Source organism: Pseudomonas sp. YuFO8, assembly GCF_035065025.1.
Classification (GTDB): Bacteria; Pseudomonadota; Gammaproteobacteria; order Pseudomonadales; family Pseudomonadaceae; genus Aquipseudomonas; species Aquipseudomonas putida_AE.
On sequence record NZ_JAXDEQ010000015.1, the window covers coordinates 85772 to 109475 of the forward strand.

The 23704-nt window shown below is 60.3% G+C and carries 22 protein-coding genes and 1 pseudogene; 13 read left to right on the forward strand and 10 right to left on the reverse strand.

What is annotated here, in order from left to right:
* The first annotated feature begins 116 nt into the window (after positions 1-116).
* From SOP95_RS15630 to SOP95_RS15640, 3 genes are all read left to right on the forward strand, one after another.
* A complete protein-coding gene (locus tag SOP95_RS15630; protein ID WP_274076554.1) occupies positions 117-1046 on the forward strand; it encodes a LysR family transcriptional regulator in 930 nt (309 codons plus the stop codon).
* A 206-nt stretch (positions 1047-1252) separates the two neighbouring features.
* Positions 1253-1651 (forward strand): MerR family transcriptional regulator, encoded by a 399-nt coding sequence (locus SOP95_RS15635; protein ID WP_274076555.1) that lies wholly within the window; start codon positions 1253-1255, stop codon positions 1649-1651.
* A 129-nt stretch (positions 1652-1780) separates the two neighbouring features.
* Positions 1781-2680: a hydroxymethylglutaryl-CoA lyase gene (locus SOP95_RS15640; protein ID WP_323607514.1), complete on the forward strand. Its 900-nt coding sequence runs from the start codon at positions 1781-1783 to the stop codon at positions 2678-2680.
* 692 nt (positions 2681-3372) lie between these two features.
* On the opposite strand, the gene SOP95_RS15645 is transcribed toward SOP95_RS15640, so the two are convergent.
* Positions 3373-5070 carry an AMP-binding protein gene (locus tag SOP95_RS15645; RefSeq protein ID WP_323607515.1) on the reverse strand — a complete coding sequence of 566 codons (1698 nt, stop codon included), beginning with the start codon at positions 5068-5070 and terminating at the stop codon, positions 3373-3375.
* A 275-nt stretch (positions 5071-5345) separates the two neighbouring features.
* Between SOP95_RS15645 and SOP95_RS15650 the strand changes: the two genes are divergently transcribed.
* From SOP95_RS15650 to SOP95_RS15665, 4 genes are all read left to right on the forward strand, one after another.
* Positions 5346-6509 carry an isovaleryl-CoA dehydrogenase gene (locus SOP95_RS15650; protein ID WP_274076558.1) on the forward strand — a complete coding sequence of 388 codons (1164 nt, stop codon included), beginning with the start codon at positions 5346-5348 and terminating at the stop codon, positions 6507-6509.
* A gap of 97 nt (positions 6510-6606) precedes the next feature.
* Positions 6607-8211 (forward strand): carboxyl transferase domain-containing protein, encoded by a 1605-nt coding sequence (locus tag SOP95_RS15655; RefSeq protein ID WP_274076559.1) that lies wholly within the window; start codon positions 6607-6609, stop codon positions 8209-8211.
* 128 nt (positions 8212-8339) lie between these two features.
* Positions 8340-9155 (forward strand): gamma-carboxygeranoyl-CoA hydratase, encoded by an 816-nt coding sequence (locus SOP95_RS15660; RefSeq protein WP_323607516.1) that lies wholly within the window; start codon positions 8340-8342, stop codon positions 9153-9155.
* Positions 9155-11110 (forward strand): acetyl/propionyl/methylcrotonyl-CoA carboxylase subunit alpha, encoded by a 1956-nt coding sequence (locus SOP95_RS15665; RefSeq protein ID WP_323607517.1) that lies wholly within the window; start codon positions 9155-9157, stop codon positions 11108-11110. Before SOP95_RS15660 ends, SOP95_RS15665 begins: the two co-directional genes overlap by 1 nt.
* A 39-nt stretch (positions 11111-11149) precedes the next feature.
* Here SOP95_RS15665 and SOP95_RS15670 read toward each other — a convergent pair whose 3' ends face one another.
* On the reverse strand, positions 11150-11788 hold the full coding sequence (locus SOP95_RS15670; RefSeq protein ID WP_323607518.1) for a LexA family protein: 639 nt from the start codon (positions 11786-11788) through the stop codon (positions 11150-11152).
* A 129-nt stretch (positions 11789-11917) separates the two neighbouring features.
* Between SOP95_RS15670 and SOP95_RS15675 the strand changes: the two genes are divergently transcribed.
* On the forward strand, positions 11918-12259 hold the full coding sequence (locus SOP95_RS15675; RefSeq protein WP_274076563.1) for a DUF6124 family protein: 342 nt from the start codon (positions 11918-11920) through the stop codon (positions 12257-12259).
* Between the two features lie 413 nt (positions 12260-12672).
* Here the strand turns inward: SOP95_RS15675 and SOP95_RS15680 are convergent, their stop codons facing one another.
* The 5 genes from SOP95_RS15680 to SOP95_RS15700 all read right to left on the reverse strand — a co-directional run bounded on the left by SOP95_RS15680 (position 12673) and on the right by SOP95_RS15700 (position 17487).
* On the reverse strand, positions 12673-14283 hold the full coding sequence (locus tag SOP95_RS15680) for a gamma-glutamyltransferase family protein (RefSeq protein ID WP_323607519.1): 1611 nt from the start codon (positions 14281-14283) through the stop codon (positions 12673-12675).
* Positions 14284-14314: 31 nt separating this feature from the next.
* Entirely contained in the window at positions 14315-15094 is a 780-nt protein-coding gene (locus SOP95_RS15685) for an amino acid ABC transporter ATP-binding protein (RefSeq protein WP_274076565.1), read from the reverse strand.
* Position 15095: 1 nt separating this feature from the next.
* Positions 15096-15863, reverse strand: coding sequence for an amino acid ABC transporter permease (locus tag SOP95_RS15690; protein WP_274076566.1), 768 nt, complete (start codon positions 15861-15863; stop codon positions 15096-15098).
* An 11-nt stretch (positions 15864-15874) separates the two neighbouring features.
* A complete protein-coding gene (locus tag SOP95_RS15695; protein ID WP_274076575.1) occupies positions 15875-16681 on the reverse strand; it encodes an ABC transporter substrate-binding protein in 807 nt (268 codons plus the stop codon).
* Positions 16682-16818: 137 nt separating this feature from the next.
* Entirely contained in the window at positions 16819-17487 is a 669-nt protein-coding gene (locus tag SOP95_RS15700; RefSeq protein WP_274076567.1) for a GntR family transcriptional regulator, read from the reverse strand.
* A 317-nt stretch (positions 17488-17804) separates the two neighbouring features.
* On the opposite strand from SOP95_RS15700, the gene SOP95_RS15705 reads away from it, so the two are divergent.
* Entirely contained in the window at positions 17805-18956 is a 1152-nt protein-coding gene (locus tag SOP95_RS15705; RefSeq protein WP_274076576.1) for a M14 family metallopeptidase, read from the forward strand.
* Between the two features lie 50 nt (positions 18957-19006).
* On the opposite strand, the gene SOP95_RS15710 is transcribed toward SOP95_RS15705, so the two are convergent.
* Positions 19007-19639, reverse strand: a complete 633-nt coding sequence (locus SOP95_RS15710) for a hypothetical protein (protein WP_323607520.1) — start codon at positions 19637-19639, stop codon at positions 19007-19009.
* Positions 19640-19745: 106 nt separating this feature from the next.
* Here SOP95_RS15710 and SOP95_RS15715 point away from each other — a divergent pair, with 106 nt between their 5' ends.
* Complete coding sequence (locus SOP95_RS15715; RefSeq protein ID WP_323607521.1) at positions 19746-19964, forward strand: hypothetical protein; 219 nt, start codon at positions 19746-19748, stop codon at positions 19962-19964.
* A 180-nt stretch (positions 19965-20144) separates the two neighbouring features.
* Here the strand turns inward: SOP95_RS15715 and SOP95_RS15720 are convergent, their stop codons facing one another.
* On the reverse strand, positions 20145-20690 hold the full coding sequence (locus tag SOP95_RS15720) for a cytochrome b (protein WP_323607523.1): 546 nt from the start codon (positions 20688-20690) through the stop codon (positions 20145-20147).
* On the reverse strand, positions 20687-21772 hold the full coding sequence (locus SOP95_RS15725) for a catalase family peroxidase (protein ID WP_323607524.1): 1086 nt from the start codon (positions 21770-21772) through the stop codon (positions 20687-20689). Before SOP95_RS15725 ends, SOP95_RS15720 begins: the two co-directional genes overlap by 4 nt.
* Positions 21773-21929: 157 nt before the next feature.
* On the opposite strand from SOP95_RS15725, the gene SOP95_RS15730 reads away from it, so the two are divergent.
* From SOP95_RS15730 to SOP95_RS32165, 3 genes and pseudogenes are all read left to right on the forward strand, one after another.
* Positions 21930-22436: an RNA polymerase sigma factor gene (locus tag SOP95_RS15730; protein ID WP_274076571.1), complete on the forward strand. Its 507-nt coding sequence runs from the start codon at positions 21930-21932 to the stop codon at positions 22434-22436.
* Entirely contained in the window at positions 22433-23185 is a 753-nt protein-coding gene (locus SOP95_RS15735) for an anti-sigma factor family protein (RefSeq protein WP_323607526.1), read from the forward strand. Before SOP95_RS15730 ends, SOP95_RS15735 begins: the two co-directional genes overlap by 4 nt.
* Before the next feature lie 389 nt (positions 23186-23574).
* Positions 23575-23679, forward strand: a pseudogene (locus SOP95_RS32165) (hypothetical protein); the annotation flags it as partial.
* Positions 23680-23704 lie beyond the last annotated feature (25 nt).

The following is a 23704-nucleotide window of genomic DNA, read 5'->3' on the forward strand; positions in this document are numbered from 1 at the left end:
CAATCGATGCTAGAACAGCCATGAAAATTTACCTAGCCTATTCTCGGCGTGTATAAACATTCATCACCGATATATGATCGACTGATCGAGCCCACCTAAAACAAGAGTGCAGCGCAATGAATCTGAGCAAGGTCGACCTCAACCTTTTCATCGTCTTTGACGCGATCTACACCGAGGCCAACCTGACCCGCGCCGGGCAGATTGTCGGGATTACCCAACCTGCGGTGTCCAACGCGCTGGCCCGATTGCGCGAGACGTTCAACGACCCGCTGTTCGTACGCACCGCCCAGGGCATGGTGCCTACGCCCATGGCGCAGAACATTATCGGCCCGGTGCGCAACGCGCTTTCGTTGCTGCGCGTGTCGGTGCAGGAAAGCCGCATCTTCAATCCCTTGCAGGCGGTCAAGACCTACCGCATCAGCATGACCGACCTCACTGAAGCTGTGATCCTGCCGCCGCTGTTCCAGCGCCTGCGCCGCCTGGCGCCGACCGTGATCATCGAAAGCTTCCTGTCCAAGCGGCGCGAGACCACCAAGGAACTGGCCGCCGGCCGACTCGACTTCGCCGTGGATGCACCACTCAACACCGACCCGCAGGTGCGCCACGTCAAGCTGATGGAAGACCGTTACGTGTGCGCCATGCGCAAGGGCCACCCGCTGGCGGGCAAGGAAAAACTCACCCTCGATGATTACCTGAGCCTGACCCACGTCCACATTTCCAGCCGTCGCAGCGGCCTGGGCTATGTTGACCTGGCCCTGGGCAAAATGGGTATCCAGCGCAAGATCGCCCTGCGCTCCCAGCACTACCTGATGGCCTCGCAGGTGCTGCAGCAGACCGATATGGTCATGACCGTGCCGGAACGCTTCGCCCGCCGTAACGACCTGCACGCCTTTTATCTGCCGGTCAACGATGTGCCGCCGGTGGAAACCCACCTTTACTGGCACGAAAGCACTGACCAGGACCCGGCGAACCGCTGGATGCGCGAGCAGATGATCGAGTTGTGCCAGCAGGTGACGGCGCAGGAGAAGAAGCTGGACACGGTGTGAGGCATTACACCGCGTTATCGTTCTTCGCGAGCAAGCCCGCTCCCACACTTAATCTTTGCTGAACACGGTATTTGTGTTCGACGCAAATCAAAGGTGGGAGCGGGCTTGCTCGCGAAGAGATCAGCAAGAACAGCCAAAACTCACGCCCCTTGACGTAAACGTCAACCTGCCATTAGCTTAGCGCATGACTTTTTGCGAGCGCGCCCATGAGCAGCCAGACCTACAGCATTTCCGACCTCGCCCGCGAGCTCGACATCACCACCCGGGCCATTCGCTTCTATGAGGAACAAGGCTTGCTCAGCCCCGAGCGGCGTGGCCAGGAACGCATCTACTCACCCCGCGACAAGGTCAGCCTCAAGCTGATCCTGCGGGGCAAGCGCATCGGCTTTTCCCTGGCCGAATGCCGCGAGCTGATCGAGCTCTACGATCCGTCCAGCGGTAACACCAAGCAACTGCACAGCATGCTGGCAAAAATCAGCGAGCGCCGGGAACAGCTGGAACAGCAGCTGCTGGACATCGAACAGATGAAACTGGAGCTCGATACCGCTGAAGAGCGTTGTGTGCAAGCGCTGGAACAAACGCTCAAGAGCCAGGAATCTGTGTAGGAGCGAACTTGCTCGCGATGGATGTCAGGGCACCGCGTGCATTCAGACTGCCCTCGTTATCGTTGACGTCCTTCGCGAGCAAGCTCGCTCCTACAAGGGTCTATGAACAATTAGAACAGGTCCAATCCCATGTCTCTCCCTACCCACGTACGCCTGGTCGAAGTCGGCCCCCGCGACGGTCTGCAAAATGAAGCCCAACCCATCAGCGTTGCCGACAAGGTGCGACTGGTCGATGCGCTGACGGCTGCGGGCCTTGGCTATATAGAAGTCGGCAGCTTCGTTTCGCCCAAGTGGGTGCCGCAGATGGCGGGCTCTGCCGATGTCTTCGCGCAGATCCAGCGCAAACCCGGCGTCACCTACGGCGCCCTCGCCCCCAACCTGCGCGGCTTTGAAGATGCCCTCGCCTGCGGGGTCAAGGAAGTCGCAGTGTTCGCCGCCGCGTCGGAAGCGTTTTCCCAGCGCAACATCAATTGCTCGATCAGCGAAAGCCTGGAGCGCTTCGTGCCCATCATGGATGCCGCCAGGCAGCATGGCGTCAGTGTGCGCGGTTACGTGTCCTGCGTGCTGGGCTGCCCCTATGAAGGTCACGTCGCACCGGAACAGGTAGCGCATGTGGCCCGCGAGCTCTACGCCATGGGCTGTTACGAGGTTTCGTTGGGCGACACCATCGGCACCGGCACCGCAGGCGCCACGCGCAGGATGTTCGAGGTGGTGTCGGCCCAGGTGCCGCGGGACAAACTGGCCGGGCACTTCCACGACACCTATGGCCAGGCCATGGCCAACATCTATGCCAGCCTGCTGGAAGGCATCTCGGTGTTCGACAGCTCCATTGCCGGTCTCGGCGGCTGCCCTTATGCCAAGGGCGCCAGCGGTAACGTGGCCACCGAGGACGTGGTTTACCTGCTCAATGGCCTCGGGATTGAAACCGGGATCGACCTGGATGCCTTGATCCTGGCGGGTCAGCAAATCTGTGATGTGCTGGGACGACCGACAGGTTCGCGCGTGGCCAAGGCGCGTAGCGCACATTGATGCGTGCGGGTGTGTCGGGGTGTTACCGCTAGCTCTTGAATGTGGGCGCAAGCGAGTAACACGGAAACAGAATGTAGGGTTTTCCCTGAAGCCGAAAACCCTACAAAAACTCAAGTGCTTGTTTTTAAAGGGTTTTTAAAAGTTGGCACGGCTCCTGCTATATCTATCGCATAACAAGAATAAAAAAATTGGCGACACCCCTAATAAAAACAAGACGTAACGACTCTGACATAACAAAAACAACACGGCAGAGACGCAGCTAACAGATTTTTTTGGAGAGGATGTGCTTTTCAGGGTGCTTTTCGGAGTTACCCGCAACCGGGCAGAGAATTATAAAACTACCTTCAGGTAGCTCCCGAACTGGTTGGATCGCTCAGCGAAAAAGTAGATCAGCGCTCAAAAAAATACGTTTGCTCTTGATCCCGGATGGGGATCGACAAAAACAGCGGTAAAGGGTCAACGGTCACCAAAAACAAAAACAGACCGCCCCTCAATAATAAAAAAAGAGCAGCGCAACGAAAATTAAAGGGGAGCTTCGGCTCCCCTTTGTGCTGTCTGGTGTTTGAGATTTCCACGGCCCTGTGTAGGAGCGAGCTTGCTCGCGAAGGTCGTCAACGATAACGCGCTCATTCTGGATCAACGCGACACTCTTGAGTTCTTCGCGAGCAAGCTCGCTCCTACAAGGGAATGAGTCAGGCCTTATTGCTACGCAACTCCTCAATGCTGATCTCGCGCATCCGGAATTTCTGGATCTTGCCCGTCACCGTCATCGGAAACTCTTCCACGAACTTGAAATGACGCGGCGTCTTGAAGTGCGCGATGCGCTCCTTGCACCAGGCTTGCAGCTCCTGCTCGGTGGCACTGTGACCGGGGTGGAACTTGATCCAGGCGACGATCTCTTCACCATAACGCGAGCAAGGAATGCCGATCACCTGCACATCGGCCACTGCCGGGTGGGTGAAGAAGAATTCCTCCAGTTCGCGCGGATAAATGTTCTCGCCGCCGCGGATGATCATGTCCTTGTTGCGCCCGGCAATGCATACGTAGCCCTCCTCATTCATGCTCGCCAGGTCACCGGTGTGCATCCAGCCGGCCTGGTCGATCGCCTCCGCCGTGCCTTGCGGGTTGTTCCAGTAACCGAGCATCACACTGTAGCCGCGGGTACACAGCTCACCGATGGTGCCACGGGGCACCAGGTTGCCGGCCTCGTCGATGATCTTGCTTTCCAGCTGTGGCTGGGTACGGCCGACCGTGGTCACGCGCAATTCCAGATCGTCCGACGGACCGGTCTGCAACGACACCGGGCTGGTCTCGGTCATGCCGTAGGCAATCTGCACTTCGCTCATGTGCATTTCGCTGATGACCCGGCGCATGACCTCGATCGGACAGGTGGCACCGGCCATGATCCCGGTGCGCAGGCTCGACAGGTCGAAATCGCCGCGCTGGGGTTGATCGAGCATGGCGATGAACATGGTCGGCACGCCATACAGCGCGGTGGCCTGTTCTTCGGCGACGGTGCTGAGGGTCAGCAGCGGATCGAACGCGTCGTTGGGGTAGATCATGGTGCTGCCGTGGGTGATGCAGCCGAGGTTGCCCATGACCATGCCAAAGCAGTGGTACAACGGCACCGGGATCACCAACCGGTCGCAGGCCGTAAGGCCCAGGCTTTCGCCGACCATGTAGCCATTATTGAGAATGTTGTAGTGGCTGAGGGTCGCGCCCTTGGGGAAGCCGGTGGTGCCGGAGGTGTACTGGATGTTCACCGCCTGATCGAAATGCAGACTGTTTTGACGTTCGTGCAATTGTTCGACCGATACGCTGCCCGCCAGCTCGCTCAGTTGCGACCATGGCAGGAAACCGATTGGAGGCTGCGCATCAAGACTGATGACCCCGCGCAAATCCGGCAGGCGCTCGCTGTGCAATTTGCCGATGGCTTGCTCTGCCAGCTCCGGCACCAGGCCCTGCAGCATGGCGTGATAGTCGGAGGTCTTGAACGCCCCGGCACTGACCAGCCACTGGCAGCCGGACTGTTTCAACACGTATTCGAGTTCGGAGCTGCGGTAGGCCGGGTTGATGTTGACCAGGATCACGCCGATTTTCGCCGTGGCAATCTGCGTGATGCACCACTGGGCGCAGTTTGGGGCCCAGATGCCCAGACGGTCGCCGGCCTGCAGGCCCAGCGCCAGCAGCGCCCTGGCCTGCAGGTCTGCCGCATCCGCCAGTTGCCGCCAGGTGTAGCGCAGCTGTTGATGGCGCACCACCAGCGCCTCCCCGTCCGGGTACTGCGCGACAGTGTTGTCGAACGCCTGGCCGATGGTCATCGCCAGCAAGGCTTTGTCCTGGGAACCACGGGTGTAACTGCGTTGCGGGCTTGCACTGGGTTGATCCATGACGACCCCTATTGTCTTTATTAATGGGCTGCGAATGGTCCCCTGCAGGAGCTGGCTTGCCAGCGAAGAGGCCGGCACGTTCTACACTGATGTCGACAGATCCGACGCCTTCGCGGGTAAGCCCGCTCCTACAGGTTTCAATGCCCCTACTCTCGCTCAAGTTGACGTTAACGTAAAGGGCGATTGACAGCCTTTCGTCACAGGTTTACGTTAACGTAAAGGTGAGAGCTGAAACACCGCCCTCCCCACCCTACAAAAAAGCCAAAAGGTGCCCCATGAGCTACCCATCCCTGAACTTTGCCCTCGGTGAAACCATCGACATGCTGCGCGATCAGGTCCAGTCCTTCGTCGCCAAAGAGATCGCCCCGCGCGCTGCTCAGATCGACATCGACAACCTGTTCCCCGCCGACCTGTGGCGCAAATTCGGCGACATGGGCCTGCTGGGCATTACCGTACCGGAAGAATACGGCGGTGCCGGCCTGGGTTACCTGGCGCACGTGGTCGCGATGGAAGAAATCAGCCGTGGCTCGGCCTCGGTGGCCCTGTCCTATGGCGCCCACTCCAACCTCTGCGTCAACCAGATCAACCGCAACGGCAACCACGAGCAGAAAGCCAAGTACCTGCCGAAGCTGATCAGCGGCGAACACATCGGCGCCCTGGCCATGAGCGAACCGAACGCCGGTTCCGACGTGGTCTCGATGAAGCTGCGCGCCGACAAACGTGGCGACAAATACGTGCTCAACGGCAGCAAGACCTGGATCACCAACGGCCCGGATGCCAACACCTACGTGATCTACGCCAAGACCGACCTGGAAAAGGGCCCCCACGGCATCACCGCTTTCATTGTCGAGCGCGACTGGAAAGGCTTCAGCCGCAGCAACAAGTTCGACAAGCTGGGCATGCGCGGCTCGAATACCTGCGAGCTGTTCTTCGATGACGTCGAAGTGCCGGAGGAGAACATCCTCGGCGTGCTCAACGGCGGCGTGAAAGTGCTGATGAGCGGCCTCGACTACGAACGTGTCGTGCTGTCCGGCGGCCCGACCGGGATCATGCAGGCCTGCATGGACCTGATCGTGCCGTACATCCACGACCGCAAGCAGTTCGGCCAGAGCATCGGCGAGTTCCAACTGATCCAGGGCAAGGTCGCCGACATGTACACCCAGCTCAACGCCAGCCGCGCTTATCTCTATGCGGTAGCCCAGGCCTGCGAGCGCGGCGAAACCACCCGCAAGGACGCTGCCGGCGTGATCCTCTACAGCGCCGAACGCGCCACGCAAATGGCCCTCGACGCGATCCAGATTCTCGGCGGCAACGGCTATATCAACGAATTCCCGGCCGGTCGCCTGCTGCGTGACGCCAAGCTGTACGAAATCGGCGCCGGCACCAGTGAGATCCGTCGCATGCTGATCGGGCGTGAACTGTTTAACGAGACGAAATGAATTTCGTCAGCTGCAAGCGGCAAGCTTCAAGCCACAAGTAGAAGCGATCCTCTTGCAGCTTGTAGCGTGCCGCTCAAAGCTGCTTACGGAGTAAGCCATGATCCTACATACCCAGCTCAACCCCCGTTCGGCGGAGTTCGCCGCCAACAGCGCGGCGATGCTCAAACAGGTCGACGCCCTGCACACCCTGCTGGCCCAAGTGGCGCAAGGTGGCGGCCCGAAAGCGCAAGAACGCCACACCTCCCGGGGCAAACTGCTGCCCCGCGAGCGCATCAACCGCTTGCTCGACCCGGGCTCGCCGTTTCTGGAAATCAGCCAGCTGGCGGCCTACGAGGTGTACGGCGAAGACGTGCCCGCCGCTGGCGTGATTGCCGGGATCGGCCGGGTGGAAGGCGTCGAATGCATGATCGTCGCCAACGATGCCACGGTAAAAGGTGGCTCGTACTACCCGCTGACGGTGAAAAAGCACCTGCGCGCCCAGACGATCGCCCAGCAAAACCGCCTGCCGTGCATCTACCTGGTGGACTCCGGTGGCGCCAACTTGCCGCGCCAGGACGAAGTATTTCCGGACCGAGAGCACTTCGGCCGGATCTTCTTCAACCAGGCCAACATGAGCGCACAGGGCATCCCGCAGATTGCCGTGGTCATGGGCTCCTGCACCGCGGGCGGTGCCTACGTACCGGCCATGGCCGACGAGGCCATCATGGTGCGCGAGCAAGCGACGATCTTCCTCGCCGGCCCACCGCTGGTGAAAGCCGCGACGGGTGAAGTGGTCAGTGCCGAGGATCTTGGCGGGGCCGACGTGCACTGCAAGATTTCCGGTGTGGCCGACCATTACGCCGAAAGCGATGAACACGCCCTGGCCCTGGCCCGGCGCAGCGTCGCCAATCTCAACTGGCGCAAACAGGGTGAAGTGCAGCAACGCACCCCGATCGCCCCACTCTATGCCAGCGACGAGTTGTATGGCGTGGTGCCGGCCGATGCCAAGCAACCGTTCGACGTGCGTGAAGTCATCGCGCGGCTGGTGGACGGTTCGGTGTTCGACGAATTCAAGGCCCTGTTCGGGACTACCTTGGTGTGCGGCTTTGCCTACCTGCACGGTTATCCGATCGCCATCCTCGCCAACAACGGCATCCTGTTCGCCGAAGCGGCACAGAAAGGCGCGCACTTCATCGAGCTGGCGTGCCAGCGCGGTATCCCGCTGCTGTTCCTGCAAAACATCACCGGCTTCATGGTCGGCCAGAAATACGAAGCCGGCGGCATCGCCAAGCACGGCGCGAAACTGGTGACCGCGGTGGCCTGCGCCAAGGTACCGAAGTTCACCGTGATCATCGGCGGCAGCTTCGGTGCCGGGAACTACGGCATGTGCGGCCGGGCCTACGATCCGCGCTTCCTGTGGATGTGGCCGAATGCGCGCATCGGTGTGATGGGTGCCGAACAGGCGGCCGGCGTGCTGGTGCAGGTCAAGCGCGAGCAGGCCGAACGTGCCGGCCACGGTTTCAGCGCCGAACAGGAAGCCGAGATCAAGCAACCGATCCTCGACCAGTATGAAGAGCAGGGTCACCCCTACTACTCCAGCGCGCGCCTGTGGGATGACGGCGTCATCGACCCGGCCCAGACCCGCGACGTGCTGGCACTGGCCTTGTCCGCGTCGTTGAACGCGCCAATCGAACCGAGCCGCTTCGGCGTGTTCCGGATGTGATTTTTTTGTAGGAGCGAGCTTGCTCGCGATGGACGTTAACGATAACGCGTGTTTTCTGAATTAACGCGCCGCCCTGTAATCCATCGCGAGCAAGCTCGCTCCTACAAGGACCGTGGAGACGGATGAATATGAGCGACTTCAATACCCTCGAACTGCTGACCGACCCACGTGGTTTTGCCACGCTGTGGCTCAGCCGTGAAGAAAAGAACAACGCCTTCAACGCCGAGATGATCCGCGAACTGATCCTCGCCCTGGACAAGGTGGCCAGCGATGCCAGCCTGCGATTCCTGATCGTGCGCGGTCGTGGCAAGCATTTCAGCGCCGGTGCCGACCTGGCCTGGATGCAGCAATCGGCGGAACTCGATTACGCCACCAACCTCGACGACGCCCGGGAACTGGCGGAGCTGATGTACAACCTCGCCAAGCTGAAAATCCCGACCCTGGCGGTGGTGCAAGGTGCAGCCTTCGGCGGCGCGCTGGGCCTGATCAGTTGCTGCGACATGGCCATTGGCGCCGATGACGCGCAGTTCTGCCTGTCGGAAGTGCGCATCGGCCTGGCGCCGGCGGTGATCAGCCCGTTCGTGGTGCAAGCCATCGGCGAACGCGCGACGCGGCGCTATTCCCTGACCGCCGAACGTTTCGGCGGGCAACGGGCACGGGAACTCGGCCTGCTGTCGGAGAGTTACCCAATCGCCGAGCTGGAACAGAAAATCCAGCAGTGGATCGACAACCTGCTGCTCAACAGCCCGGCCGCCATGCGCGCCAGCAAGGACTTGCTGCGGGAAGTCGGCGACGGCTCGTTGACCCCGTCCCTGCGTCGCTACACCGAGAACGCCATCGCCCGCATCCGCGTCAGTCCCGAAGGCCAGGAAGGCCTGCGCGCCTTTCTGCAAAAACGTCCGCCGAGCTGGCAAGCTGCAACCACCACCAAGGAGCCGCGTTGATGAGCGCACCTGTCCTCACTACCCTGCTGGTGGCCAACCGCGGCGAAATCGCCTGCCGGGTGATGCGCACCGCCAAGGCCCTGGGCCTGACCACCGTGGCCGTGCACAGTGCCACCGACCGCGATGCCCGGCACAGCCGTGAAGCCGATATCCGCGTCGACCTCGGTGGCAGCAAGGCCGCCGACAGTTACCTGCAGATCGACAAACTGATCGCCGCCGCCAAGGCCAGCGGTGCCCAGGCGATACACCCCGGCTACGGCTTTTTGTCCGAGAACGCCGGGTTCGCCCGCGCCATCGAAGCGGCCGGCCTGATCTTCCTAGGTCCGCCCGCCTCGGCCATCGACGCCATGGGCAGCAAATCCGCGGCCAAGGCCTTGATGGAAACCGCCGGCGTGCCGTTGGTACCGGGCTACCACGGTGAAGCCCAGGACCTCGAGACCTTCCGCGCTGCGTGCGAACGCATCGGTTATCCCGTGCTGCTCAAGGCCACGGCCGGCGGCGGCGGCAAGGGCATGAAAGTGGTCGAGGACGTCAGCCAGCTGGCCGAAGCCCTGGCCTCGGCCCAGCGCGAAGCACAATCGTCGTTCGGCGATTCGCGGATGCTGGTGGAGAAGTACCTGCTCAAACCCCGTCACGTGGAGATCCAGGTGTTCGCCGATCAACACGGCAACTGCCTGTACCTCAACGAGCGCGACTGCTCGATTCAGCGTCGGCACCAGAAAGTCGTCGAAGAAGCACCAGCCCCAGGCCTGAGCCCCGAACTGCGCCGCGCCATGGGTGAGGCGGCCGTGCGTTCGGCGCAGGCCATCGGTTATGTCGGAGCCGGCACCGTGGAATTCCTGCTCGATGCCCGCGGCGAGTTCTTCTTCATGGAGATGAACACGCGCCTGCAAGTCGAACACCCGGTGACCGAAGCCATCACCGGCCTCGACCTGGTGGCCTGGCAGATCCGCGTAGCCCGTGGCGAAGCCTTGCCGATGACCCAGGATCAGGTGCCGCTGAACGGTCACGCGATTGAAGTGCGCTTGTACGCCGAAGATCCGGGCAATGACTTCCTGCCTGCGACCGGTCGCCTGGAGCTGTATCGCGAATCCGCGCCGGGTGCGGGTCGCCGGGTGGACAGCGGTGTTGAAGAAGGCGACGAGATCTCGCCATTCTACGACCCGATGCTCGGCAAGCTGATTGCCTGGGGCGAAGACCGTGAACAGGCGCGCTTGCGCTTGCTGAGCATGCTCGATGAATTCGCCATCGGCGGGCTCAAGACCAACATCAACTTCCTGCGACGGATCATCGGCCACCCGGCGTTTGCCCAGGCCGAACTCGATACCGGATTTATCCCCCGTTATCAGGAACAACTGCTGCCACAGCCCGCGGCGCTCAGCGACGAATTCTGGCAAGCCGCCGGCCAGGCCTTTGCCCAGAGCCTGCCCAGCCCGTCCCGTGGCGATGACCCGAGCTCGCCATGGGCGATCGGCAACGGCCTGCGCGCCGGCCTGCCCGCGCAAATCACCCTGCACCTGAGTTGCGAGGGCCAGGACCGCGCCTTGACCCTGGGCAACCCGCAGTCCCATAGCGCACGACTCACCGGCGAGCAATTGCTGACCGAACACGACGGCGTGCGCCGCCAGCACCGGGCGATCCGCCGGGGTGACTACCTTTACCTGCAATGGGAAGGCGAGCTGCGCCGCATCGAGACCTACGACCCGATCACGGCCGTTGAAGCCAGTCACAGCCATCACGGCGGCCTCACCGCGCCCATGAATGGCAGCATCGTGCGCGTGCTGGTGGAGGCCGGGCAAACGGTCGAAGCCGGGGCGCAACTGGTGGTGCTGGAGGCCATGAAGATGGAGCACAGCATCCGCGCGCCCCACGCCGGTGTGGTCAAGGCGCTGTATTGCCAGGAAGGCGAGATGGTCAGCGAAGGCAGTGCGCTGGTCGAACTGGAAGAAGCCTGACAGCCAGGCCGGCCGTGCGCATGGCGCGGGCCGGCCGGGCTAGAACTTCACGGTGGCCTGGACCACCACGCCGATGATTCGGCATTCTTCGCTGAACAGGCTTTTCGGGTATGTTGGATTGAGCGGGACCAGGTAACGCTGCCCGCCCTCTTCGCTCAACTTGCGGAAAATCGCCTCGCTGCTGTCAGGCCATTGCGCGATGACCAGTTTGCCCGGCACCGCTTCCACATCCGGGTCCACCAGGATCAACATGCCCTCGGCCACGCTGGGGCCACTGGGTGCGGTCATCGCATCACCCACCACGGTCAACCAGAACGCCGCGCCTCGGGCGTGGTAGTCGGACAGTTCGAAACGGTACGGCGCCTGCTCTCCATCGCGCACCTGCGCGGTGTCCCGCCAGTCACTGACCGGGTAGCGAAAGTACGGGTTGTACTTTTGCGTCAGGCAAACCTCATCATTCTGTTCGTGCACAGGCTCGCGAATTACCAGCGCCACTTCGAGAAAGTCCAGGCCCAGCGCCTGCAGGACTCGATTCATGTCGTCGATGCCGGGCTGACGGCGTTTGGTCAACCAATGCCCGATGCCGCCCTGGGACATCCCGAGGCGGTCGGCGAGTATTTCCTGAGTGATCTTGAGTTCACTCATCTTGGCCTTGACCAATTCTATCCATTTATCCATGTGCGGCACGATACGTGGCGGCCCTCGCCCAGCAAAACACAAAATGTATTATTAATACTATTGTCACAAATACGTAACGTATTAGGATGAGATCACGGACCTGAATTTATCACGGAGCTCGCCTTGATCATGAATCCACCCAGCAACGACTTGCCCGACGTGCAAATCGATACGTCCCTCCACACTCCCCAGGGCTCTGCCGCCGCACAGCGCGCGCTGGATTATTACTTGAAACCAGCTGTTGCAGAGGAAGGCGTGCAGGAGCATTGGTTTGACGTAAACCGTAACATCAGCATCGAGGAAGCCCTGGTGCATGCTTCCGGGCTGCTACGTTGCGCCGCCGCCACTGCCTACGAGTCAGCCAGTCACCTGCACGGTGCGCATCGGGACCTGGCGCTTTCGACCGTGCACATGATCGACATGGCAAAGGCAATGTTGAACCGCTCCCTAGAGGGTGGCAGGAATGGCTAGCAGGTAGGTGCCGAACAGAAGGACAGGAAAGAGTTTTCCTGACGCGCAGACAAAATCGTTTGACTTGCAAACGAGAATGATTATTATTGCATCAGCTGGTCGCGAGATCAGTCGATGGACCAGGTGACCTTAGGTCGGTCTCCTGGACTATCTCCTCATCAGGCTAATCACGGTTTTTGACCCGGCTTTTTGCCGGGTCTTTTTTTGCCAGTTTTCTGGCTTATGGCTTCAGGCTAATGAAGTCTTGATGTGTCGCAAATTCGATGGCGCGGATCATATCAAAAGAACATCAGTTGGCAAGAGAAGCCTTGTGGCATTGGGGCAAAGTAATGGCAAATAGCACTTGAGAATCAATCGCATAATCTCTAAGCTGCGACGGCGTCAGGGAGGACGCCCCCCCCCCTTTCAGGCCATCAATACACGGCTATATGCGAGTCCGCACGCGGCTCGGTCCCGCCACACAACACACCGGTTTCAGGGTCGCGCAGGATGATCTGTCCACGCCCGTAACTCGTGCGATCGCACACCACCTGCACTTCGTGCCCGCGCCGTGCCAGTGCCGCCGCCATGTCTCGCGAAGCGTCCTGCTCGATGCCCACCTTCATTTCGCCCAACCACTGCCAGCGCGGTGCATCCAGGGCCGCTTGTGGGTTCAGCCCGAAATCCACCAGGTTCATGACCATCTGCACATGCCCCTGCGGCTGCATGTAGCCGCCCATCACGCCGAAAGGTCCCAGCGCCTCACCGTTCTTGCTGAGAAACCCGGGAATGATGGTGTGGAAGGTCTTTTTCCCGGGTGCCAGGCAATTGGCGTGAGCGGGATCAAGACTGAACTCCTCACCGCGGTTTTGCAGGGCGATGCCGCTGTCCGGCAACACCACGCCGGAACCGAAACCGTGATAATTGCTCTGGATGAATGAAACCATGTTGCCGTCGGCGTCGGCGGTGGCCAGGTAGACGGTGCCACTGGCATGGGGGTCTCCTGGTTGTGGTGCCACCGCGCGTTCACCGATCTGTGCCCGGCGATGGCTGGCGTAGGCTTCGCTCAGCAGGTCGTCCACGGCGACCCGCATGTGCTGCGGGTCTGTGATGTAGTGCAGGCCATCGCTGTAGGCGAGTTTCATGGCTTCGAGCTGACGGTGCCAGGTCTGCTGGCTGTCACGGTGGTCGAAATCGAAACCCTCGAGAATCTTCAGCGTCATCAGGGCCACGAGTCCCTGGCCGCTCGGTGGAATCTCCCAGACGTCGACGCCGCGGTAGTTGACCTTGATCGGCTCGACCCACTGGGCGCGGTAGTCTTGCAAATCACTGGCGCGCAGATAGCCGCCCGTGGCGCGCGAATGGGCATCCAGGCGTTGCGCCAGCGCCCCGCGATAAAAGCTTTCGCAACCGGTGGCCGCCAGTTCACTCAAGGTGCGTGCCTGGGCCGGATTGCGAAACAGTTCACCTGCGCGCGGTGCGCGGCCGTCAATCAGAAAGGTTTCGAACCAGCTTTCCAGCACCTCGTTACGATCCGGGGTGAAGTCTTCCAGCGCGGTTTGCCACTGCAACGCAACCACCGGCGACAGCGGAAACCCATCCCGCGCCAGGCTGATCGCTGGCTGCAACACATCAGCAAAGGGCAGGCGACCGAAACGCGTGGACAACTCTGCCCAGGCGGATGGACAACCCGGCACGGTCACGGGCGTCCAGCCATGCAACGGCATCTTTTCATGACCGGCCGCCTTCACCGCCTCGATGCTCAGACCCTGCGGGGCCGCACCGTTGGCGTTCAGACCGTGCAGCTTGTTTTGCGTCCAGACCAACGCGAAGGCGTCGCCGCCGATCCCGCAACCGGTGGGTTCGACCACCGTCAGGGCCGCGGCCGTGGCGATGGCGGCATCGATGGCATTGCCACCGCGACGCATCATTTCAATCCCGGCTTCGGCGGCCAATGGCTGCGACGCGGCGACCATGCCGCGTTTGGCGAAGACACTTTGACGTTGTGAGGCGTAGGGGTACTCATGGGCAGAAAAATTGAACATGGCAGGACTCACACAAATTTGTTTGATGGACTCAAAGCACGCGGCTCAGAAAGGCACGGGTACGGGCATGCCTGGGCTGGCTGAAGATCTGTTCGGGTGGCCCCTGCTCGATCAACTCACCTTGATCGAGCACCACCACCCGGTCGGCCACTTCCCGGGCAAAACCCATTTCGTGGGTGACCACGACCATGGTCATGCCCTCCTCGGCCAGCTCCTTCATCACTTGCAAGACTTCGCCCACCGTCTCCGGGTCCAGGGCGCTGGTGGGCTCGTCGAACAACATCGCCTGGGGTTTCATGGCCAGCGCCCGGGCAATGGCCACCCGCTGCTGCTGGCCACCGGACAACATCGACGGATAGTGATCGGCCTTTTCCGCCAACCCGACGCGCTTGAGCAGCGCCCTCGCCTGTTCCAGCGCCGCCGTGCGCGACACACCTAGCACCTGGATCGGCGCTTCGATGATGTTTTCCAGAGCCGTCATGTGCGGGAACAGGTTGAAGCGCTGAAACACCATGCCGATGTCCCGGCGCTGGCGGGCAATGTTGCGTTCCGAGTCCCGGGCCAGGCTGCCATCGGCCCGGGTGCGGTAGCCCATGGGCCGACCGCCGACGCGGATCTGCCCGGATTGAATCTCTTCCAGCAGATTGATGCAGCGGATAAAGGTGGTTTTGCCGGAACCGGAAGCGCCGATCAGCACCACCACTTCACCACGTTTCACTTGCAGTGAAATGCCCTTGAGAATTTCCAGGTCACCGAAAGACTTGTGAATATCCAGCGCCTCGATGACCAGCTCTTCACTCATGCGCGCCATCTCAACGCCCCCTCAACAGTTTCATGGTGTTGCGGCCGAACATCCGGCTGGCAGCCGGTGCCGGACGATCAGACTGGCCGAAACGTTGTTCCAGCCAGCGCTGGAAAAAGCCCCACAACGTGGTCAATGCCAGGAAGTAGATGGCCACGACCAGGTACAACTCGAACACTCGGAACGTCGCCGAGGTCACCATTTGCGTGCTGAGCAGCAACTCCTGCACCCCGATGACGCTGACCAGCGTGGTGTTTTTCAGCATCACGTTGAACTCGTTGCCCAGCGGCGGCACGATCACCCGGAACGCCTGGGGCAGGACGATGCGCCGCATCAACTTGGCAAAGGTCATGCCCAGGGATCGCCCGGCTTCGTATTGGCCCTTGTCCACCGCACCGATGCCGGCGCGGATGATCTCCGCCATGTACGCGCCTTCATTCAGGCCCAGGGCGATGATCGCCGCCTGGATGTTGCCCGGCACGATGAACCAGCCGAGGTCCAGGTCTTCGAAGCGGAATATCCCCCCTGCCGCCAATGCCGTGTACAGAAACACGATCTGCACCAGCAACGGCGTGCCGCGCATCAGCCAGACATAAAAGCGCACCGGGTACTGCAACAGCGGATTACTCGACAGCTTCATCAACGCCGCGATCAGCCCCAGCACGCAACCGAGCAACATCGCCGACACGCTGATCAGGCAGGTCAGCCACAGCCCCGTCAGGTAGACATCGCTGGGCTGCAACAGGTACTGCCAGAACACATCCCAATTGAAGTTCATCCGGTCTGCCCTCAGTCCAGTTTGTCGCTGTCGACGTGCCATTTACTGAGGAGCGCGGCGTAACTGCCGTCGGCGCGCATGCCTTGCAGGACTTCGGTCAAGGCCACGGTCAGCTGCGGATCGCTTTTGCGCACGCCGAAACCGGTGAGGATGCGATTGAACGCCGGCACCGCCGACTGGAACAGGTCAGGGGCGAGTTGCTGGTAATGCCCGGCGGATTCGACCGTGGTGCCGAAGGCGTCCACCTGATTGATGCGCAAGGCCTGGAACGCATCGGCGTCGACGTTGTACACCACCAGTTTCATCGGCGCCTTGCCAGCCGCTTCGAGTTTTTCGTTTTCCTTGCCCAGCAGCACCCGGATCGTCGAACCGTTGCTGACCGCCACCTTCAATCCGGACAGATCTTCCAGGCTGTTCACCGCTTTGGGGTTGCCCTTGGGCACCACGATGGATTGGCTGGAATACATGAAGTTGACGATGTCGATCACCTCGCGGCGTTCGGGCTTGTCGAACAGCTGATCGACGATCATGTCGCACTGCTGCGCCAGCAGCGCCGGGATCAGCCCGGCGAAAGGCGAGATGCGCCACTCGACCTTCTTGTCACCCAGGCGCTGGGCAATCGCTTCGCCCATGTCGACCTGCAATCCCACCGGTTTTTGCTTCACGTCGAACGACACCAACGGAGGGGAATCCATGCCGGAGCAATAGACGATCTTCTCGCTCTTGCTCAATCGCTCGGGTAACTCGGGGGCGGCGAACGCCCACTGCGAACACAGACTCAAGGTGAACACGGCAACTAACGCGCAAGGCTTGTGCATGGGCATGACTCCAGTGGGCTGCAACGGTGTCCCCTGTAGGAGCTGGCTTGCCAGCGATTGGCGCTTGAGTCTTGCTTCGCTCATTCGGCCGCCTTCGCCGGCAAGCCGGCTCCTACAAGGGGTGTGTGGTATCTGCTTTATTGGTGGGCTTCGAGAAACTGAATCAGTCGCGGAATGGTGCCTTCGATGTGTTCGCACACCACCGCGGCCGCCTTGTCCGGATCGCCCGAACGCAGTGCGGTTATGATCGAGGCGTGCTCGTCCCGGGCGCTGCGGGGTTTGTCGGCGTGTTGCAGCCACAGGCGCATGTGCGGTTCGATCACCGAATACAGTGCCGATATCTGGCGCATCAGGCGCGGCCGTTCACTCAGGCTGCACAGGTATTCATGGAAGGCCCGATGGCGGCTGACCCACTCGGCGCCGTCCTCCCGGTAATCGTCCATCTCGTCGAGCAGGCGCTCGAGATGGCTGAAATGGCGCTCGCTGAGTTTCGTCACGGCGACCCGGATGGCCAGGCCTTCAAGGGCGCTGCGCATCTCGAAGACTTCACGCATCTCCTCGATGTTCAGGCCGCGCACGATCGCGCCGCGATTGGGCCGTAACGTCACCAGGCCATCGGCATCCAGGCGCCGGAAGGCCTCGCGCACCGGCATGCGGCTCATGCCGATTTCCCCGGCGATGTCCTCGGCAATCAGGCGCTCACCGGTGCGGTAACGGCCTTTACAGATCGCCTCCAGGAGAAAGTTGTAGGCCTCCTCTTCGGCGGTGACGGGTTGGCGCTCGGTGTAGGCAGGGGCGAATTTCATCGGTGCACCTTTTGTATTTTTGTATCCAATTATCCATATATCCAAAAAAGCACATTGCATGCCAAGTTACGTGCCGCACGTGCAGGTATCTGATTGGATTGATGTATTGGTCTACAGGAAGGCTCGGCTCCAGCCCGGTACGTCGCAGCAGGCGAGTTGAAATGCCCCAAGTTGTCACCTTACGGCCACAATAAGGTGCGTGTGGTAACACGACAGAAATGCAAACCGCAGCAGGCCGGGTGAAACGTTTTATCCGCGCTGCTAACCCTCTAAGCTTGCGTGTAAAGTAGCCGCCATAAAAATCTCAATCAGGAACCCTGACCGTGGCCAAATCCTCGCTCGAAATCACTGCCAACTTCGACAGCGGCAACATCCAGGTCATCGATGTCAGCGACCCGCTCAAGCCCCTGCTGGCCATCCGCCCCGACACCAAGAGCAACCATTTCCAGTGGTTCCACTTCAAGGCCAGCGGCCTGCATGTCGGCCAGGACCATTGGTTTCGCCTGAACAATGCCAGCCAGTCCTCCTACAACAAGGCCTGGACCGGTTATCAAGCGGTAGCGTCCTACGACCACGTCAACTGGTTCCGCGTGCCGACCATTTTCGAGGGCGACTGCCTGCGCTTCAGCCTCGAAGCTGAACAGACCCACGCCTGGTTCGCCTACTTCGAACCCTACAGCCGGGGGCGTCATGACTGGTTGATCGAGCAGGCGCTGACCAAGGCCGGCACCGAACTGCTGGCCACCGGCAAGAGTGTCGAAGGTCGCGACATCCAACTGCTGCGCAAAGGCACCGGTGCCGAAGGCCAGCGCAAGGTATGGATCATTGCCCAGCAACATCCCGGCGAACACATGGCCGAGTGGTTCATGGAGGGCGTGATCGAGCGCCTGGAAAAACACGACGACCCGGTGCTGAACAAACTGCTGGCCAGCGCCGACCTGTACCTGGTGCCGAACATGAACCCGGACGGCGCCTTCCACGGCCACCTGCGCACCAATGCCATGGGCCAGGACCTGAACCGCGCCTGGCAGAGCGCCAGCCAGGAGATCAGCCCGGAAGTCTTTTTCGTCCAGCAACAGATGGAACAGTACGGCGTCGACCTGTTCCTCGACGTCCACGGTGACGAGGAAATCCCCCACGTGTTCACCGCTGGTTGCGAAGGCAATCCAGGCTACACGCCACGCATCGAAAAACTCGAAGAGCACTTCCGCAGCCACCTGAAACACACCACCAAGGACTTCCAGACCAAACACGGCTACACCCGCGACGAACCGGGTCAAGCCAACATGACCCTGGCGTGCAACAGCGTTGGCCAGAAGTACGACTGCCTGTCGCTGACCCTGGAAATGCCGTTCAAGGATCATGATGATCATCCGAACCCGTTGACGGGGTGGTCGGGGAAACGGTCGAAGCAGTTGGGGAAGGATGTGTTGGCAACAGTGGCGGATATAATTGGCGAACTTCGCTAAATTATAATACGGCAGATCTAACATGACACACATCGTGTTAGATCTCTCCATCAAGGACGTGCCAAAATAGAATCCGATTTCTGCGACTCGTACCCATTGACTATTGATTTTATCGAATACCATCTCAGCGCAGCAGGCGCATCAACAGTAAGTGTCGTCGCTCCAGTCTCTCCAAGATTGATACCTGGGTAAGGGTCAGAGCGTGTCACTCGATATTTTTGTGCTCCCTCCACCGCATTCCAGCCAAAGGTAATCGTATTTTGCGTTGAACTTATTTTTTTGAATCCTGTTGGCGCTGGGGGCCGAAAGTTTTCTCCCGGCTCGGGGCGTCCACAGTAGTAAGCCATATTACCAGTTGAACTGTCGATCTGCTGCCCTCTTAAATATTGACCTTCCGGGCATGCAAAGGGGTGTTTGACAGGGTGCACGCTCGTATTGGGAATTCGCATAGCCGTCCACTCCTTAGCCAGTCCTACGCAAGTCATTACAAGTCTAACGTTCCCGGTATTATTCAGGCCGAAACTTGCCTGAACCTTATTTTCTGGACACATCGTACTATTTGTTTCGTAAGGTAAAGTAATTCTTTCAGCTAATCGCGAATGCAAGCCAGCACCTTGATATTGTGGCAGTGCACATCCAATGTAGAGCTTTTTGCGGCCTTCTTCGTACTTTTCTCCAGCCATTACAAAACTCGTTCCATCGCTTTGGCATTAAGCTTCGACTACATAAAATGGTATCCACCAGATCGGACCGCGCCAGTCTCTTATTTGGTTCGGCTCCGCCTGGACGTTGGAATTTTTCGATAACAATGGAAGGGACACCGCTTGGTTAACAGATGGGCCGGATGAACAAGCTACCGCCAAGGTTGATATTGCAATGACAGATAATGAGCTTTTAAAACGTTGCATACCATTGAAGCGATTAAATACCACCATGGTTGCTCTCCCTTTAAACTTGTTAAATACCAATAGCCATCTGGCACGCCCAAAAACAGCTAAAAATATTTGATCAGCTTTTCCAGAAGAAAGAACCTGTAAGAAATGACAGTTTTCTAGAAATCAAAATACCATATCGCTATAAAAAACCGATTTTGCACATTAAACCCGTTTTCTCAATCTCGAAATATATCCCTCGTGTAAATGCGAACATACCAGGCAGCGCGCTCAGAATGGGGCGCTGCCCGACTTCTCAACTCCGGTCTTTTCCCATCAGCATACTCTGCAGTACACCATCGCGCCGCACCCAACCATGAAACAACGCCGCCGCCAGATGCAGCAGCACGGTCAGGAACAGCAGATACGCCAGATACCCATGCGCCTTGCGCAGGAACGCGAACACCTGCGCATTCGGCGGCACGATCGATGGTAATTGCAATGAACCGCTGAGCATCACCGGCTCGCCCGACGCCGAGATCATCGCCCAGCCCAACAACGGCAATACCAGCATCAAGGCATACAGCAAGACGTGCGATGCCTTGGCCGCCAGCACTTGCCAACCCGGGAGGTCGGCCGGCAGCGGGGGTTGTTGGGTAGAGAAGCGCACCGCCAGGCGCACGATCACCAGCAGCAGGATGGCGACTCCCAACGGCTTGTGCAGGTGAATCAGCCATTCATGACGCTCGGACACCGAAGCGACCATGCCGGCGCCAATAAACAGCATGGCCATAACCATGAGTGCCATCAGCCAGTGCAGCAGGCGCGCCAGGGGGGCGAAATGCTTCGGTTGAGTACTCATTGCTGGGCCTCCTGTTTGGCGGCGGGTAACTGGCTGACTTCGCTGGTGCGACGCAGGTAGGAATTGGAATAACCGGCCGAGCGAGCGGCGAGCAATGGGTCGTCGGAACCTTCGATCCCGGCAGGCAACACCAGCGGGTCGTAGTTGATGTCACGGCATTCGCCGTTGAGTTGCGGCTGGGTGCTTTCAAGGACCAATGTCCCCGCGTTCAACACTTTGCGCCCCTCTGGCCAGGCCTTGCTCGCGTCGTTGACCGGATCGCCGGGGTTGGCCAGGGTGATGTTCAACTGCCAACGCAACGGCCCTGCGGCGATGCGCTGAACCAGATCCTTCTCCAGGAAATCGGTGCCCGCAGGCGCCGTAGCGCCCGGCGCATCCTGGGCCACCGGCACCATGCTCCAGCGCACGGCTTGCCGTTGTCCTGCGGCGTTAACCAGGTAAAACGCGTTGACGCTGTTGTAGGTTTCGGTCACGTAACTGGCCGAAGGTTTGGCGGTCTTGATCCAGGCCAGGAACGGTCCGGCCTCCGGATGTGATCCGAAGAACGCAGGTACCGCGGCAGGGTCCGGTTTGCCCGTCGCGGGAACCGGTGATTGGGCTTGCTGCAACTGATAGAACGCCTCGGGCGTGCCCACCGGAAACACCGGCATGCTGTTCATCCCGGTGCGCCACTGCTGGCCGTTGGCCTGGGTGAAACGCAAGGCCATGCTGCGGATAGGCACCGCGCTGTCTGGTGCATAAGGGTTGCCCGCGGGCAAGGCAAAACGACCGACCACGGGCGTGCGTGCCTGATTGAACACCTGCGCGCTGGAATAGCTGCGCGCCTCAAAGCTGCTCTCGAAATGGCCGATAACGCACACGCCTTTGGAGTGGTTGCGCCGGAACCCCGGATGCACGCCGTTGTTGGTTTCGAGCACATTGATCAGCTTTTTCGGGGTCAGGCGCTGTGGGTCAAGGGTGCCGTTGACGTAGGCAAACGCCCCAGCCACTGCGGCGACGACCACGGCAATGCCGGCCAGGCGCAGCACCAGGCTCGCGCCACTCAAGGGTGGCCGGGTTGGCGGTGTTGATCGATCTACCATGAAAGACTCCGGGCCATCGGCCACAAGTGAGAAGAATCAAGCAGACGAACCCCACGAGGGTTTATTCCATCGCGCGGTATTTATTTTTTCTGTCGTGGAATAACCTCGAGTGCCGGGCGTCTTCCTAGTCCAAAGCGTAGTGACTAGTCAGAACTTCATGAACGAGATTGACGAACAACTGAGAGAAATCATTCCCCGATTGCGGCGGTTTGCCCTGTCGTTGACGCGCAACCCCAGCAGCGCCGACGATCTGGTGCAGTCCTGCCTTGAGCGGGCGCTGTCGAGTTGGGGCGGCAGGCGCGTCGAAGGCGACTTGCGCGCCTGGTTGTTCTCGATTCTGTATCGACAGTTTCTCGATGCTCACCGCCGTACCCGACGCTATGCCCGAATGCTCGAATTCTTTACCGGACGCGACGACGCACAGCCTTCCGTGGAGCGCACCGTGATCGCCCAATCGACCCTCGACGCCTTCGATCGACTGCCCACCGAACAGCGGGCGCTGCTGTTGTGGGTGTCGGTGGAAGGCCTGAGTTACAAAGAGGTCGCCGAGATTCTCGACGTCCCCACCGGCACCGTGATGTCCCGCCTGTCCCGGGCTCGCCAGGCCCTGCGCCAACTCAGCGATGGCGAAATCAACCGCCCTTCCCTGCGGAGACTCAAATGATCAGCATGCCCCCCAGCGAGCGCGACCTGCACGCATACGTCGACCATCAGCTCGGCGAGGAAGACCGGCGCCTGGTGGAGACCTTTCTGGCCAGTAACCCGCTGGTGGCCGCGCAGGTTCGCGGTTGGCAGCAAGACGCCCAGCACCTGCGCGCGGCCCTTGGTGGCCTCTTGCAGCAGCCGGCCAATCCCGACCTTGATCCGGCCGTCATTCGCCAACGCATGAAGCGCCAGTCCCGTCGCCACCTGGCCAGCGCCGCAGTGTTATTGATCGCGGTCAGCGTCGGCGGGTTCGGCGGCTGGCAGGCGCGGGAAGTTACTCTCGTCAGCACCCAGCTACCGATGACCGACGCCCTGCAGGCCTATCGCCTGATTGCCCAGCAAGGCCTCTTGCCGGCCGACTACAAGGCCGGCGACGAAGGTGACATGCAGGGCTGGCTCGACCGTTATTTCACCCAGGCCAATCGCCTGCCTGACTTGTCGGGCGCGGGATTCAAACCGGCCAGCGGGCGCTTGCTCAGCACCGAGCAGGGACCTGCGGCGATGGTGGTCTACGAGAACCAGGGCGGCCAGAAGATCAGCTTTTACGTGCGCCCGCCGGGGCCGAAGAACTACCTGCTGCCGAGGGGCAGTCGTAGCGATGGCGGTTTGCAGGCTGAGTACTGGTCGGGTAGTGGGTATAACTATGCGATGGTCAGCCCGGTGGATACGCCGGCGGCGCAGATGCTCAGGCAAACGGTAAAATTCTGACCACACCACAAATCCCTGTAGGAGCTGGCTTGCCAGCGAATGCGTCCTTCCCGTCAACAACGATGCTGGCTGATCCACCGCTTTCGCTGGCAAGCCAGCTCCTACAGGGGTTGCGTGGCGGTTCAGAAATCCCGTTTGTAGAAGATGTCCCGCGAGCCACCGGCGGCTTCCAGGTAAACCTGCGATGGTCAGCCCGGCGGATACGCCGGCGGCGCAGATGCTCAGGCAGACCGAGTTCTGACCACACCACAAATCCCTGTAGGAGCTGGCTTGCCAGCGAAGGCGTCATTCCCGTCAACAACGATGCTGCCTGATCCACCGCTTTCGCTGGCAAGCCAGCTCCTACAGAGGTTGCATGGTGGTTTAGAAATCGCGCTTATAGAAGATGTCCAGCGAACTGGCCACGCCACCGGCGGCTTCCAGGTAAACATGCGATGGTCAGCCCGGCGGATACGCCGGCGGCGCAGATGCTCAGGCAAACGGTGCAATTCTGACTACACCATAAATCCCTGTAGGAGC

Coding starts and splice junctions, on each gene's coding strand:
- SOP95_RS15645 (WP_323607515.1), bottom strand. CDS start 5,070: ATGGATCAACCCAGTGCAAGCCCGCAACGCAGTTACACCCGTGGTTCC.
- SOP95_RS15635 (WP_274076555.1), top strand. CDS start 1,253: ATGAGCAGCCAGACCTACAGCATTTCCGACCTCGCCCGCGAGCTCGAC.
- SOP95_RS15725 (WP_323607524.1), bottom strand. CDS start 21,772: ATGGTAGATCGATCAACACCGCCAACCCGGCCACCCTTGAGTGGCGCG.
- SOP95_RS15670 (WP_323607518.1), bottom strand. CDS start 11,788: ATGGATAAATGGATAGAATTGGTCAAGGCCAAGATGAGTGAACTCAAG.
- SOP95_RS15685 (WP_274076565.1), bottom strand. CDS start 15,094: ATGGCGCGCATGAGTGAAGAGCTGGTCATCGAGGCGCTGGATATTCAC.
- SOP95_RS15630 (WP_274076554.1), top strand. CDS start 117: ATGAATCTGAGCAAGGTCGACCTCAACCTTTTCATCGTCTTTGACGCG.
- SOP95_RS15730 (WP_274076571.1), top strand. CDS start 21,930: ATGAACGAGATTGACGAACAACTGAGAGAAATCATTCCCCGATTGCGG.
- SOP95_RS15650 (WP_274076558.1), top strand. CDS start 5,346: ATGAGCTACCCATCCCTGAACTTTGCCCTCGGTGAAACCATCGACATG.
- SOP95_RS15710 (WP_323607520.1), bottom strand. CDS start 19,639: ATGGCTGGAGAAAAGTACGAAGAAGGCCGCAAAAAGCTCTACATTGGA.
- SOP95_RS15695 (WP_274076575.1), bottom strand. CDS start 16,681: ATGCACAAGCCTTGCGCGTTAGTTGCCGTGTTCACCTTGAGTCTGTGT.
- SOP95_RS15675 (WP_274076563.1), top strand. CDS start 11,918: ATGAATCCACCCAGCAACGACTTGCCCGACGTGCAAATCGATACGTCC.
- SOP95_RS15640 (WP_323607514.1), top strand. CDS start 1,781: ATGTCTCTCCCTACCCACGTACGCCTGGTCGAAGTCGGCCCCCGCGAC.
- SOP95_RS15720 (WP_323607523.1), bottom strand. CDS start 20,690: ATGAGTACTCAACCGAAGCATTTCGCCCCCCTGGCGCGCCTGCTGCAC.
- SOP95_RS15655 (WP_274076559.1), top strand. CDS start 6,607: ATGATCCTACATACCCAGCTCAACCCCCGTTCGGCGGAGTTCGCCGCC.
- SOP95_RS15660 (WP_323607516.1), top strand. CDS start 8,340: ATGAGCGACTTCAATACCCTCGAACTGCTGACCGACCCACGTGGTTTT.
- SOP95_RS15690 (WP_274076566.1), bottom strand. CDS start 15,863: ATGAACTTCAATTGGGATGTGTTCTGGCAGTACCTGTTGCAGCCCAGC.
- SOP95_RS15700 (WP_274076567.1), bottom strand. CDS start 17,487: ATGAAATTCGCCCCTGCCTACACCGAGCGCCAACCCGTCACCGCCGAA.
- SOP95_RS15680 (WP_323607519.1), bottom strand. CDS start 14,283: ATGTTCAATTTTTCTGCCCATGAGTACCCCTACGCCTCACAACGTCAA.
- SOP95_RS15665 (WP_323607517.1), top strand. CDS start 9,155: ATGAGCGCACCTGTCCTCACTACCCTGCTGGTGGCCAACCGCGGCGAA.
- SOP95_RS15735 (WP_323607526.1), top strand. CDS start 22,433: ATGATCAGCATGCCCCCCAGCGAGCGCGACCTGCACGCATACGTCGAC.